Source organism: Paenibacillus oryzisoli, from assembly GCF_001653565.1.
Taxonomy (GTDB): Bacteria; Bacillota; Bacilli; order Paenibacillales; family NBRC-103111; genus Paenibacillus_E; species Paenibacillus_E oryzisoli.
On record NZ_LYPB01000069.1, the window covers coordinates 292,431 to 307,407 of the forward strand.

Here is a 14,977-nt window from a genome sequence, read left to right on the forward strand (position 1 = left end):
TTAAGTCGGTAAAAAGCCATGTTCTCGCTAACACCTCGAGAAACATGGCTATTCTACACATGGATGCTACTGTTTAATTGACGGTTGGCTTATAGACATTCACATCTTTGATACTCGTGTAGACACTTTGATTGGTACCATGTCCAAGTATCCGTATATACTTTGCACTGACACTTGAGAACGTATAGCTTTCATACTCCGCCGTTGTTCCGCTGCTTGTGCCCGAATAGACATTCGTCCAAACAGTGCCGTTAGTCGATACTTCAATATCAAAAGTCGCTTGCCGTTGATGACCCAAATACCAAGCAATATCCACTTGATTCACATTCATGACATTACCGAGATTGACTTGAAGCCACGGATAGCCTTGCGGATTGTCGGATGTCACAAGCGAGGAATCCGCTTTGGCCGACCATATGGTCGCCATGTTGTCATCGATTCCATTGGCTGCGCCAAAATCGGCACTCACAACATTGCTTGCTGCTCCAGCTACCGTAAGCAAGGAAGAATCCTCCACCGTGAGCGTGTACGTGTTGGTGACCGTACCGTTCGCAGATGTCACTTGAATTGTTGCTGTTCCTATCGCGTTGCCACTCCAAGTCGTTTGCACCGTCGCATTCTTATCATGCTTGATAGCGGAAACCGTTGCCTGCGGCAATTTCGAAGACTTCGGCACGGTATAGTTGAATACGCCGGAAGTAAACCCTTGAATGAACTTACCGTTTAGAACAATCGCATCCAATGTCGCATCGTTGCCTGTTTGGCCTCCCCCTGATCCTTGCACCCCTTGAACCGTATCTGTGGATAGGTTCAGGGCAACTGCGGATCCTTCTGCTTCAAAGGTCCATGTATCCCCTTGTTTCGTCAATGAGACGCTTTTCGGGATACTTTCCGAATCGGACCAAGAGAATGCTGCAGCATTGGCCCAATGGGTTTGCGTGGTATTGATCAACCGAAATGCCTGTCTGTCCATGTTGCTTTCATCTGTCACATAAGGCACATAGTCCACGCTGGAAGTAATATTACTTCCTGTCAGTTCCTTATATCTTAAATTCGCCGTCCCACCGGTGGTCAGATAGCTGCCATCTCCTAACGATTGAATGTTTTGGCTTTCCGGGAAAAACCGGAGCTCCAGATTTTTCGGCTCATTGACTTCGATATCGTCCACGACCACAAGAATATCCGGCTTCATATAGATGAGATGACGTTTATACTTCTGAAGACCCAGCGTACTGTCATAAGCTTGAGCCGCTTCACCAAGCATGTAATCGTACACAGCCGTGGATACGGTTTTTACAATAGTCGGCTCTGACTTTACACTTTGCAGAGGAAGGTTATTCAGGAATTGTCCTCCTTCACCCAATTGGCCCATCCCGTTGATCAATAGCGTATTATGATTGGACGTCCGCTTATTCGCATACCCATCGTCCCTTATTAACCACTCCCCATTGCCAAAAATCATAAAATGATTAGCATCAGGATGCGCATGATCCACGCCCCAGTTATCGAACGTTTCGGACTTATTCATATGGAGTGCTTTGTGGCCAATCGACGGGCCACTTTTGAACGCGACAACCGATTCGTCTCCGGACCAGTCAGATCTCGCCGAAACGATGCCTAGATCATCAAACAGATGCAGGGTAGGCAGGCTGCTCGTCGAACCTTCCGCCACCGTCGGGTCATACCACAACAGATTGCCATATTTCACATTGTCAGATTCAATATTGGCACGATCGATCTCGCCTGCAAGACCTTGTGCAAGTTCATCCCCATATTTACCTGCTAGAAGTCTTAACGACATATCAGGACCATACCAGTTCACATTGGCATCATCCCCAAAATTAAGATGATTGACGTCGGATTTCCAACTGTTCTTAGGCAACTGCATATAAGCTGCATACGTTGAAGCCTGCTCAAGCCACTGATTGCCCGTGTAAATATCGATGCCTAAGAATTTCTGAGCAAGCTCGCCATACTTCAATAAGTATTCAAGCCCGTATTGCCAATACGGATACCCCTCTTGGCTAGCTCCATCCTCCGATAAGGCTTGCAGTACTTTATCAAATTTACCTATCGAGTACGTCAGCCAAGGAAGCGTATTCTCTCCAGTTTCATAGAGTACAATGCCTGCCGCTGTAAGTCCACCTAGACTCACCCACATATGGTTCTGTAAATAGCTTTCCGTCCAGTAGATGTTATATGTTTGACCTTCAAAAGGCTGACCGCTCGCTTTCAGATACATTTCGTTTCCGCGCGATGTCAACTTTTGCTTAATGGCATTGCGCGTTGTCACATCCAGGTCGTTATACAGCCAATCATAGACGATCGCAAGACTTAATAATTGATGTCCCGCAGCAAGATCGGTATTCTGAAGAGCACCTCTTCCCCACGTTGGGTAATTGACAGAAGCAAGCGCATAGGTTTTCGCAGCATTGAAATATTTGATATCTCCGTCGATTAGATAGGCTAAGGCCAGATAGATCGTATGATCCGCCGTGTCTCTTTGCCATGATTCGCCATCATAGGTATCCACGTAGTAGGCTGTAGGCGTGATTACCGCGTAAGCATCCGCCTTCGCTTTAATTTCCTGCCAAATATCCGCATGGGTTCCGCCTGATAGAACAGCCGTTTTCAGCTGATTCACTTTCGTTCCATCAAGGAAAAGACTCGGATGCACGTTCGCGTAAGGCGCTAGTGGGGTCGACAAGGGCTGTATGCTGATAGTCACAGTCGCATAGGTAGAACTACCGTTGCCGTCGATTACCCCGACGTAAAAGCGATCGGACGTCTGGCTTCCCGGATTCGCTTTATACGTCCAAGTACCATCATTATTGACATGGACCGTACCGTGATTCGGCTCTGCCAGCTTTGTATATGAGAGGGGATGGTTGTTCGCATCAATGCCAATCACCTGCCCACCAACCGAACCGCCAAATGTTGTTGTTGCCGTGTAGTCGGGTACGGTGATGTCGGTATTTCCTCCGACCTGTACAATACTTGCGGCACGGAATCCACCATCCTGGGAAGTCGCGGTTATCCCTGCAATCCCTTGACGGATAGCGGTCACGGTACCATTGCTTACGCTTACAACACTCCCATCCGATGTTGTCCATGTCACTGTCTGGTTGGTTGCACTTACCGGAGCAATCGACGCGCTCATCACGCTGCTCTCGCCAACCTGCATAGTCAACTCATCCGGGGTGACGCTGACGCCCTCGGCATACACCCATGGAATGACACTTTCTCCGTCATACCAGGAAGTGCCCGTGCCTGTATCCGGCATGTTTTCAATCCTCATCTTCACAGCGCCTGCCGGCGCTTGGATAATCTTCTCAACAAGCTTCCAGTCTTGACTGCCTTTAATCCCACCTACGAACACCGTTGAACCAATAGGCGCGTTCGCGTTGTTATAGAAAACGATTCTGACCCGTGCTCCTTCAACGGATTGCACTTGGTTCGTCTTAATCCACGCTGAGAATTTATAATGATTCCCAGCTGTAATGGAGGTAATCTCTCTAGCGACACTAATTCTACCGGCACTGGAAGCGTCAATTTTGAGAGATTTTCCACCGTCCTTGACTGTTGAGCTGTCCAAGCTCGCTACAGGGCCAGATGTGTAATTCGTCAGCGACCAGCCATCGGGAAGCACATTCCCAGACGAAACCATTTCAAAGCTTCCGTTTCGAAGCAGGCTGTTACCATTAATTGTTGTTGATGCAGTTAGATTACCATCTACGGTTGTTACTGTTATCGTTGCGGTTCCTTGCCCAACGACTACAACGCGGCCGCTGTTATCTACTGTCGCAACGGCAGTATTGGAAGACGTCCATGCCACCCGCTGGTCATAAGCATTTGACGGCGACACGACAGCCGACAGTCTCATCGTATCTGTAACGGCAGCGGTGACTCGATTCGTATTCACAGTAATGTGACCCACACTGACTCCTGTATCCCCGACGGATACATAACATTGCGCGCTAAATCCCCCCTCGCTTGTAGCTGTAATCATGGCTGTTCCATAACCGATTGCTGTTACTGTCCCCCCGCTGTTCACTATGGCAACACTCTCACTGGAAGAGGTCCACGTTATTTGTTGATTTGTCGCATTCACTGGTGTAAGTGAAGCATGCAAAGCTGTAGTTTGCCCAATCGAAAGATGAGCTGACGTTAGGTCCAACGTTATTCCTTGCACGGGATAAACAGGTACTACTTTGACATCGTCGTACCAAGTTACGCCTGTGCCTACATCTGGCATCAGTTCAATCGCCAGTTTGACAGTTCCGACGGGTGCCTGCACCGTTTTATTCACAAGTTGCCAATTGTTGCTGCCTTTGAGACCAGATGTATACACTTGTGTGCCCGTGAGGACATTCACCGCATCATAAAAACCAATTCGTATTCGTGCTCCCTCTTGAGAAACTACATTTTCCGTTTTGATCCATGAAGAAACATTGTAAAATTGCCCTGCTGTGATCGAGGAAATATTTTGAGCTGCACTCTTTCTCCCTCCCGCAGCTGCATCGATCTTAATTGCACGGGTTCCCTCATGATAAACAGCACTATCCACCGTTACAATAGGCCCTGCGGTATATTCCTTAATCGTCCAATCGGTTGGACTTCCATTCGTCAGTTGCGTTTCAAAGCCTGCGTTCGCCACCATGTTACTCGTTTCCGCTTGTACGCTAGGATTAGCCGGAAGAAAGAGCCCCACTAGAATTGCTACTAATAAACAGTGCACAGTAAATTGAACTAACCTTTGCTTTCCTCGTTTAACTCCCACGCATTCATCTCTCCTCACTTAGATAAAAGAGTAAAACCCGCACCCGCGTTAAGCATAAACCAAGCCCTTTCGCAAAATGGCAGATGCGGGGAATGATATCCAACCCCTATATGACGGGATTCGATTTATTTCTGAACCCGGTCGAACGCAGCTTGATAGACATCAAGCGTCTTTTGAAGTCCCTGCTTTTTAAGCTCTTCCACATATTGATCCCATTCATCCAAGCTTCGTTGACCTACGATAAACTTGGAAATGCTTTCGGAATAGGCATCTGTTACCGCCTTCCCAGTAATCGATAACGTATCGAGCTCCGGTTGCGTATTTTTCGGTAACGGACTGTACACATCCATATACTTGTCAGCCTCATCGTAAGCGGATTGCAGGCTTGGAGAAATAATCGATTTGTACGCATCGAAATCAAACCAAGTGTACGTGCCCAGCGTCGTTAAGCCAAATTTATTGGCAAGCTCCGTTGCATTGGTGAACAAGCCCGGCTTATACTGTTTTTTCCCGTTTTCCACGGTAAAAGTTTCGCCTTCTTTGCCCCAGCTTGCCATCGTTTTGCCTTCTTCACTGTAGAAGAAATCCATCATTTTCATAATTTCTTTGATTTTCTTCGACTTGGCCGAAACCATCAACCCACCATCAACAGATTGGGTGTTCAAGAGCAAAGGTTTCGCACCAGCAAAACCTGCCGCAGGCGGCATGAAGGCTAGCGTAGAATCCGGATTTTCCTTCCGCATTGGCGTGTTGAAGAAATCAATTCGCACGATGTAATCATTCGTCACAAAGCTCTTATTCGTCGAAATCATATCTTGCCAACGTTTCGTATCTACGGTTAGGAAATCTTTTGGAATCAGGCCATCAACGTAAAACTTGTGCAGGTACTCTACCATTTTCTTATAGTTAGGTTCAATAGGACCGAACTTTACTTTATTCGTTTTCTTATCGAGATAATAACCGCCATTCGTATCAAACGAAGGGGCCATATTGCTAAGAATATTCAAGCCGTTTCGGAAAACAAAAGGGGTAGATTCGGGATAAATTTGCTTGAGCTGCTTTAAGGTTTGATAAAATTCATCATACGTAGTTGGCGTCTTCACATTATATTTCTGGAAAATATCTTGACGATACAACCAGCTCATCCCATTGGCCTTTCCATAACCTTCATTTGGAAACACGTACATTTTCCCATCTGACGCCAAGGAAGCTTTTACATAAGTCGGATATTTCTCCATCCATTTTTTAAAATTAGGCATGATATCCGTGTAGTCAAGAATATTGGCAAACACCCCTTGAATGCCATAGGTATTGGCCATCGGTGTGTACCCGAACGTCAGGTCCGGCACGGATCCGGAAGCGACATTGAGCGTCGTCGTATCTTGCAAATTTCCTGAGGGAAGCTGCACATTCCAAGTTGCTCCTGTCTTCTCCTCAATGTATTTCCAGATCGGCCAATCCTTGTTGTAAGGCCAGCTTGCATTGGTTTCGAGCAGCGCAGTGAACGTATTCTTCGTCACAGCTGGACTTGCGGCTGCCGTACTTCCCGGACCTCCGCTGCTGTTCGGAGACGGACTCTGTGTGGCTGTTTTTGTTGTACAACCTGCTAGAACTGTAAGAACCACGGCCATATGAAGTGCTACTAACCCAACTTTTCTCATTCACAACTTCCCCTTTATAAATAATTGTTCTGTAACTAGCGTGTTGATGTTCCTTATCCTTTAATAGAACCCACCAAAACCCCTTTATCGAAATACTTCTGCAAAAAGGGATACAGTAACAAAATCGGCAGCGTAGCTACCATAAGAACCGCGTATTTCAGCGACTCCGTGACAATGGCATCACCCTGAGCGCTGGTTGCTTCCGTGGCCATCTGCCCAGCAAGCATAATATTGCGTAATACAACAGATAACGGAAATAATTGAACGTCCCTGAGGTATAGCAGCGGAGTAAAGAAATCGTTCCACAAGCCTACAGCCGTGAATAATCCGATCGCCGTAAACACAGCTTTTGACATTGGGAATACGATACGCACGGCGATCGCTATGTCATTTAGGCCATCCATTTTACCCGACTCTTCGATTTCCTTCGGTATGCCTCGGAAGAATGAGGTCATCACCAAGAGATTCCATGAGTTCACCGCATTCGGGAGCACCATCGCCCAGATGCTATCCATAAGCCCATACGATTTGACGACAAGAAATGTCGGAATCATGCCACCACTAAAGAATAGCGTAATGACAACCATGAGTGTAAAACCTTTTGCAAACATCATCTCTTTTTTGGTGATGGCATATGCCCCGAAGGCTGTTATGGTTAAGGAGATGAGTGTTCCCACTGCCGTGTACACAAACGTATTGAGGAATCCCTTCATAATGCGTGGGTCCTTCAAAACCAGCTCGTACATAGCCAAATTAAACCCTTTGGGATACCAAGTAACGGTTCCTTTCATCACATGCGTACTATCGCTTAAGGAAACCGCTAGCATGTAAAGAAAGGGATAGAGGGTTACCAGAACCACACCAAGCATGAGCAAAAGGTTGAAAATGGAAAATACCGTGATTCTTTGCTTCATAACGATGTCCCTTCTACCATAGGCTAGTTTGCGTAATTTTGCGACTCATGTAATTCGTACCTATGAGAAAAACTAAACTAATGATGGAAGCAAACAATCCAACCGCAGATGCGTAGCTGTATTGCCCTCCGATAAGCCCCATTTTATACACGTTGGTACTTAGAATGTCCGCCGTTTTCAGGTTGATCGGGTTCGTAAGCAGGAACACCTTCTCGAAACCAACTTGCGTAATATTGCCCACACTCAGAATAAGTAACGTGACAATGGCAGGCGCTATGCCTGGCAACGTAACGTGCCACATCTTCCTCCATCGGGTAGCCCCATCCATCTCTGCCGCTTCGTATAACGTTGGGTCGATTGCCGACAAGGCCGCAAGATAAATAATGGACCCCCAGCCAAAGCTTTGCCATACACCGGAAGTAACATAAATGGTACGAAACAATCCAGGCTCCATCATAAAATTGATCGGTTGAAAGCCTAGCGATTGGATGATATCGTTGATCAATCCGCCTGAAGGCGAGAGAAACGTCACAATCATCCCTACGACTACGACATTGGATATAAAATGCGGCAAATAGCTGACGGTTTGGACAAACCGTTTGAACAACGCATTCTTCACCTCATTGAGCAGCAATGCGAGCAGGATCGGCGGCGCAAAACCAAAAAGCAAGGAGTAAAACCCTAGTAAGAAGGTATTCTTAATTAGATTTAACGAGCCTGGGTCTTGGAGAAACATGATGTAATATTTCAGTCCTACCCAGTCACTCGACCAAATCCCTTTCACTAAGTTGTAGTTCTTGAAGCTTATGACGATTCCAAGCATCGGGGCGTATTGAAACAATATATAATACACCAAACAAGGCAAAAACATCAGAAGTACATACTTCCCTTTATCGATTCGTTTGAAAAAACTTAACCTCCGGTTGCCATCATTGAGTTCGTTGACCATCCTCATTTCCCCTCCTTTCTTTGACCGACGTGAGCCCCTGACTTCACGTTTTGATCATAGCAAGCTCTCGCAGCGCTGAATATGACTCATTTTTCTTAAAGTTAACCTTGTTCTAGCCCATCGCTAGATCTGCTAATTAGTTAAAACACTGCATATCGCATATCTCTTTCTCTATAAACAAAGACGAAACCGCCCTAAATCAGGACGGTTTCGTCTTTGTTACTCTTCCATTAACTCACATTCAACTAGGGTTCTCATTTTCAGATCTAGCTTACATGTCTTTACTTCAAAACCATGGAAATCAAGGCGGATTTTCATGTCCATGTGGGGAATGCTAAGCACCGTTGATCTTGCTTGTCCTGTTGGCTCAAATAATCGCAAGATAAACTTGTCATCACTTTGTTCGGCCTGCTTGAAGGTCGTCATCTGGATGACATCATCATCTAGTTGCACAGCGGCAGCAGGGATTTGCCCTTCGCCATGAGGGAAGAACGAAAGTGCATACGGCTTCTCATTCCATTGAAGCGCCTCTCGGTCAATACTTGCGAGTCGTTCCGATTTATGACCAGCGTTCAACCAGAACCGGAACATTCGCTCCCCTTGGTCGATTCGCGGTGAAAAGCGATCATTGGGCATCAATGGTCGATCAAGAATGGGATGAGCGGTGTAAGCCGCCCCTCGTAGAAGGGAAGGTCTCATTACGCCATTTGAACTATCCGATCCGTAGATCCCATCATTGATCAGTGTAACAGTTCTTAGATCCGTTCCGGACACAAGAGCTGTCCATTTTTGTGCAACAACTTCCGTTCCATCTGTTTCAAGAGACTGCACGCCATATATCGTCTGCCCTACATAACTACCGTCATCAAGTACGGTTGGAATGGCGAGTTTCAGCATGGTGTCCTTCTCTTGCCAAAATACGCGCACATGGATCTCGATCTCCGTCCCATGTCTGGGTAGTTTATACGTGAGGACGACCGCAGAATGTCCATACGTCAAGAGCGATTCAATCACGGTACGAACTTCACCGTCTTCAATTACCCTGACTGAAGGGAGAGTGTGTGCACTCTCGGAGATACCTGAGAAAGCTGTCCCCTCTTCAGGGGACATAAGACGGAAAGACCCCTTCACTCCCTCGAACCTATCGGTATCCATCCGCCAAGGATCCCCGTTATCAATAATGACCAAGGGTTCGAAAGCTCCCGCTTTTAGATAAGGAATCCCCTCAACAACGTACTGATCCAGTAACCCGGTTTGCGTATTAATGACTACGTGTAGTGACGGTGTTCGGAAATGAATATCACCGTCTTCGAGCACCGCCTGTGGTTTAGGCTTCGAAGGCAGTAAGTCGATCTTGCAATCGAATCGGTTCATGGCAGAAGGCGATAATTGCGCCTCGAACACGACTCTTTTGCGCCAGTCCAAACTTAGATTGCTGTGTTCCTTCTCCGCTTGAGAAGGAATACGTACGCCATCTTGATAGACGACAGGCATTGAGAATTGATCCTGCCAGTTCTGATCCGCAAGCATGAATTCACATTCAAACACACCACGAACGGGATAAGGATGCGGGTTATAGACGAGTATCGGATACTCCCCTTCTCCTGCTTCTCGTTGACCGCTCGATAAGGCAAAGAATGCACGTGCTTTCAGCCTTGATGCGATTTCCAAACCATGATCCATCAGTCGAAGGGAAGCTTCTTCTGCTGGCTGGATAGAGGTTCCTGGCAAAATGTCATGGAATTCAGCCACCATCAGATCATGAAACGCATCGTTAAGCTCCTCTTTCGGATAGCGAAGATATCCTTGGAGTGCGGCAGATGATAGCATTTTTTCCGTTTGGTACAACTCATTCTCCAGGAGACGGTGCTTTTGTTTGATTCGAATCATCGAGGTGTAGCATCCAACGAAGCGTGGATTGAGATCGCGTTCATGGCGAGGCAGCGCATCCGCACCCTTGGCAAGATCCGCAAAGTAGGCTTCCGGTGTTGAATGCAACACCTCAACCGTTCCTTTCGTTGACGCAATCAAGTCGCTGATATGATTGAGATCTAGACGCGAAGGCCCACCGCCATGATTGCCTACCCCCCATAGTACAAGCTCTACTTCTTGACTCGATTGCTTATTGACTCTCTCTTTCACCTTGATATGCGCTTGACCTAGCAGCGTGTTATATCCGTCTTGTATCTGATGGGCAAGCACTTCAGAGCCATCAAACCCGATCCAGATGAACTCTTGTGCTGGGCCTGCAACGCGATCATCGGGACGCATGAACAGATAAGAATCAAATCCTGCTTTTCGCATCAGCTGAACAAGACCTCTCGAATGCCCAAAAGAATCAAAATTGATAGCCGTAGTTGGTTTTACGCCAAATTTATCTTGAAAATAGGTCCGTCCAAGCAAAATTTGCCTCACGATAGACTCCCCAGAAGGCATATTGCAATCTGGTTGTAAATACCACCCTCCCATGATGTGCCACTTGCCTGCTTGTACCAAACCCTGAATTTTACGAAATAAAGAAGGCTCGTACTCCTCAATCCATTTATATAGCAGTGCTTCATTGTGGTTGAATATATATCCCTCATATTCTTCACAAAATGCGGCCGCTGCCCGAAAGGTTGATACCGCTGCAGCTGCCCCTTCTTCCCACTCCCATTGCCATACAGGGTCTAAATGTGCATTGCTTAATAAGTGAATTTTTCGCATCGTAACTCTCTCCTCCTTGTTCATGAAATGATGCTATGTACTTACCATTTTCTCAAAATCTCCCCCTTCCGTATATTCACTGGAATCACACCTTTTTGAACAAAAATAACATGACGAAAAGGTGTGCTATACTAAGTACAAACATCCTAACTCCTCGTAAAGGTGAACTTAATGAGTCTATTGCATCCACGTCATCCGCATGAAATATCCTTTTTAGGCGTCCAACCTTATCAAACAATGCTTAGTGGAAACCTAACGCTTAATGATGCTGCCCTTGAAATTATTGATCTTCTCCTAGAAATACCTGCGGGATTCGCTCAGTGCCCACCGCACCTCCACACGTGGTATGAGCTCAATTATGTGTTTGAGGGGCATATGCAAACGAGCTTCGGGGGATCGTTGTTGGATATTCACGCTGGTGAGTTTTTCCTCATCCCTCCGGGTACGGAACATGCTCATACCTATGAACCCCATGATCCACATAAGGGGGTATGCTTAAGATGGAAGGTGGATCGTAAGTCGGAGGATACCCCTGCGAATACTTTCTCAACATACGAACAGCTCCATGTATTATCGAATTGGAAGCCGGGCGTTTACGCTGATGAGTTTGGACTAGGTCAACTTCTGATGACATGCTTTGAAAAAGCTAAGGGGAGCGGCTCTTCCATTGCTGCTTTGCTGCAAATTGTGCAAGTCATTCTCGCAATAACGGAGCTGTCTCCAGAAAGAAAGCGGTGGATTGAAACCGAAACCAATTCTGATCACGCTCTGCTCCGTAAGGTTGAAATCTATTTAAATGATGATCAAAGTTATGAGGTGGACGTCCATCGACTGGCTGCATCCCTACATATGAGCTATGGTCATTTGGCCCGAAAATACAAAAAATTAAGCGGTCATACCATCATGGATCGTATGAGTCAAATTCGTTTGGAACGCTCGCTAGAATTGCTACGATGCACGGATCAGCCCATACAAGAAATTGCCTATATAACAGGGCTATCAAGTTTATCGTATTACAGTCGTTTATTTAAAAAGAAATACGGGATGAGTCCGAAAGAATATCGAGACAGCGGTAAAGAAAAAGGGGCTGTCCCACTGCCGCATCGCATTTAAATGTAAAAACTACAGTTAAATCGTGAAGACGTTTTATTATATATGGGTCAATAACGAAAAGAGGCAGTCTCAATAAGTCTACATCGACTTTTGAAACTGCCTCTTACTTATAATGGGAAATGACTACCGCTGAATCCCGATCGTCACGATTTCACAAGGACCCACCGGCAACGTCAAGCTGCCGTCTGCCGCCACGGCCAAGTGCTCGCCTTGTATTTCCAAGATCGTGCTCTTATAGAATTTCCGCTGCGGAAGTTGCGTGCTGACCTTAACCTCCGCTTGCTGGGACTTCATGTTATACCAACGAAGCAGCACATCACCTGATGCTTCGTTCATTTTCATCGAGGATAGAGCCAGACCAGACCCTTCCCATTGGAAAGGAGCATAGGTCGAAGTAATTCGGCCGTAATGGATACCGGTTTGTGCCACTGTCCAAGGAATTTGGAATTGGTAGGCAGCCGTATAGGCTTCAAATTGTGCATGGTCACCCGTGTGCGGGAAGATCGCCAATCGAACCGTTTGTTCACCCAGACACTGCGCCTCAGGCGTCGGGAACAAGCCCCAATCGCCGAGTTCACCAACTGCGCGCAGAAGCGTTACCGCAATCGTATTCCGCCCGTCGCGCAGAACCTCGTATTCATTCAATCCAAGATTGGCAACAACCAAGCCTGCTCCTGCTTCGCTAACATCAACGAATGCCTGTTGATGCTGGGTATTGCTTGGGTTTTCCCACTCCGCGGCTGGTGTATTGTCGCGCTGCACAACTTCAAACATTGAATCGACATGATGCGTTTGCGCGGACAGGTCAGTTGGGAATAACATCCGTAGACGATGATCCTTCGCCTGATTATTGAACGATGACTCGATCTCTACCCCTTGCCCGCTCCGGCTCAAGCTAACCACCGTGCGAATGCGCATCGGAATCATGCGTGTAGAACGTTGTGCTTGGCGATGCGGATAGTAGACTAAGTCACGTTGTTCAATGTCCAGCATGTCGTCGCCCGACGCAGGAATCTCCCACTCATGGACGATTTCAACGGAAGCTAGGAAAGCTGTATCTTGGAGCACACGGATTTGCGCTTGTAATCCGCTCGTTGTCAGCGGCTTTTCGCCATCGGGTTGACGGAACATGTACTCGTTGCCGATATCTCCGGTATTCTCATATACACCCAAATCACGGTACGTGCGACCATTCTTCTTATCCGTCAGCGTGAAGGAGCCGTTATCCGCGATTTCAATCATGATTGCAGCATTTTCCATGATCCGCTCATTAGTAAACAACGAAGAATCAGCCAATTGTACTTCCTTCTTCACCCAAGCGTAAGTTTTCAAGCCTAGTGCTGGCACTTTGTCAGCTTCGAAAGTCAATCTTACTTTTCGGCACATATACGGCTGACGGAACTTATCCTCCGGCAAATCGTATCCGAATTGCAAGCCGAGATCCTGGGTTGTGCATGGGAGAGGCTGCGAAGACGCATCTACGAGTACTCGCCCTGTGATATCCGCCGCTTTGGCAAAAGCGCTCGCTTCTTCCAGTGTATAGCCATCTCGGAAATACAGGCGTAAAGCATCGATCTCGATGCTGACAACACCCGAGCGTTCCCAACCCGACGTATTAAATACGACTACGGGCAGAGCACTTTCGCCCGCTAGCGTAAAGTCGGACGTATCAATTGCGTCCGCAATAGCTTGCTTGCTGTCATCGATAATGGCTTCGGCAACATGTCGACTCTTATCAAAGCGAGTGACCATTTCACGGTGCACTTCGTCCACCGAGCAGCCGCAAATGCTGTCATGCGGGTGGTTTTGCATTAAGGTTTTCCAAGCATACGTGAACAGATGGTGGGGGTACTTCTCCCCGACTTTGAGGACATGGGCGAATGCGGCAAGAGGCTCAGCCACTTTCTCCAACATCGCTTGTCCGAGTTGATTCATCTGTTTCAAGTACACGCGCGCCGAAGCCGTATTGACGAGCGTTGACCAGCCGTCCGTCCGTTGACTGCGCAGTTCGCCTTTGACCGTCGAAAGCTCCTGCTTCCCTGAACGCTGAACGGCCGCCAAGTAATCGTTAAAATTCGAATGGACAAAAGTTGTATCCGGAAAAAGCTCGCTCGCAGCCTGAATTGCTTCCGGCAGATCCTGCTGAACAGGCTGATGATCGCAGCCATTCATGAAGAGCAATTCGCCAGTCGAGGCATATTTCTCCGCGTCCGCCAATTTGCGTTCCCAATAAGCCTTGGCTTCTTCCTTATCCACTGGGATCTCATTGCCGTTCGAATACCAGTTGGCAAAGAGAATACCTAACACCTGGGAACCATCTGGCCCCTCCCAAATCAACTCCGAGAAGGAGGATTCAAAATCACCATCGGATACGGTGTTGTTGAATCCTGTCGGTTTCACGCCTCGACCGAATAGAGCATTCGTAATACCAGACTGCTGCATCAATTGCGGTGTCTGCCCGACTAGGCCGAACGTATCGGGAAAATAACCGATTTTGGAAACATCGCCATACGCTTTTGCATCCTGATGCCCAATCTGCATATTGCGCACATTGGCTTCGCCGCTCGTCAGGAAGGCATCCTGCAAAATATACCAAGGCCCGATAAGAATGCGGCCATCCTTAATGAATTGAGTTAAGCGATCTTTCTGCTCGGGTCTAACCTGCAAATAATCTTCCAGAATAATCGTCTGACCATCGAGAAAGAAACTGCGATAGCTCTCATCTTCATCCATTTTATCTAATAACGTATCTACTAGTTTAACTAGACGCACGTGGTGCTTCTCATAAGGTAGGTACCACTCCCGATCCCAATGGGTATGGGAAATGATATGAGCCGTTCGCTTCGTACTCATG

At 47.1% G+C, this 14,977-nt stretch carries 7 protein-coding genes; 1 reads left to right on the top strand and 6 read right to left on the bottom strand.

The genetic code is table 11. The features are described from left to right. Positions 1-73: 73 nt before the first annotated feature. The 5 genes from A8708_RS15820 to A8708_RS15840 form a co-directional block, all read right to left on the bottom strand. The gene (locus A8708_RS15820) at positions 74-4,780 is read right to left on the bottom strand and encodes an Ig-like domain-containing protein (protein WP_068665032.1); all 4,707 of its coding nucleotides are present in this window, start codon (positions 4,778-4,780) and stop codon (positions 74-76) included. A gap of 125 nt (positions 4,781-4,905) precedes the next feature. Next, positions 4,906-6,441, bottom strand: coding sequence for a type 2 periplasmic-binding domain-containing protein (locus tag A8708_RS15825; protein ID WP_068665034.1), 1,536 nt, complete (start codon positions 6,439-6,441; stop codon positions 4,906-4,908). 53 nt (positions 6,442-6,494) lie between these two features. Continuing rightward, the gene (locus A8708_RS15830; RefSeq protein ID WP_068665036.1) at positions 6,495-7,355 is read right to left on the bottom strand and encodes a carbohydrate ABC transporter permease; all 861 of its coding nucleotides are present in this window, start codon (positions 7,353-7,355) and stop codon (positions 6,495-6,497) included. 13 nt (positions 7,356-7,368) lie between these two features. Next, a complete protein-coding gene (locus tag A8708_RS15835; protein ID WP_068665038.1) occupies positions 7,369-8,304 on the bottom strand; it encodes an ABC transporter permease in 936 nt (311 codons plus the stop codon). A gap of 219 nt (positions 8,305-8,523) precedes the next feature. Next, positions 8,524-11,010, bottom strand: coding sequence for a glycoside hydrolase family 38 N-terminal domain-containing protein (locus tag A8708_RS15840; protein ID WP_082927540.1), 2,487 nt, complete (start codon positions 11,008-11,010; stop codon positions 8,524-8,526). 171 nt (positions 11,011-11,181) lie between these two features. Here A8708_RS15840 and A8708_RS15845 point away from each other — a divergent pair, with 171 nt between their 5' ends. Then, positions 11,182-12,123 (top strand): AraC family transcriptional regulator, encoded by a 942-nt coding sequence (locus A8708_RS15845; protein ID WP_068665042.1) that lies wholly within the window; start codon positions 11,182-11,184, stop codon positions 12,121-12,123. Positions 12,124-12,246: 123 nt separating this feature from the next. Here A8708_RS15845 and A8708_RS15850 read toward each other — a convergent pair whose 3' ends face one another. Beyond that, complete coding sequence (locus tag A8708_RS15850; RefSeq protein WP_068665044.1) at positions 12,247-14,976, bottom strand: alpha-mannosidase; 2,730 nt, start codon at positions 14,974-14,976, stop codon at positions 12,247-12,249. Position 14,977: the final 1 nt, after the last annotated feature.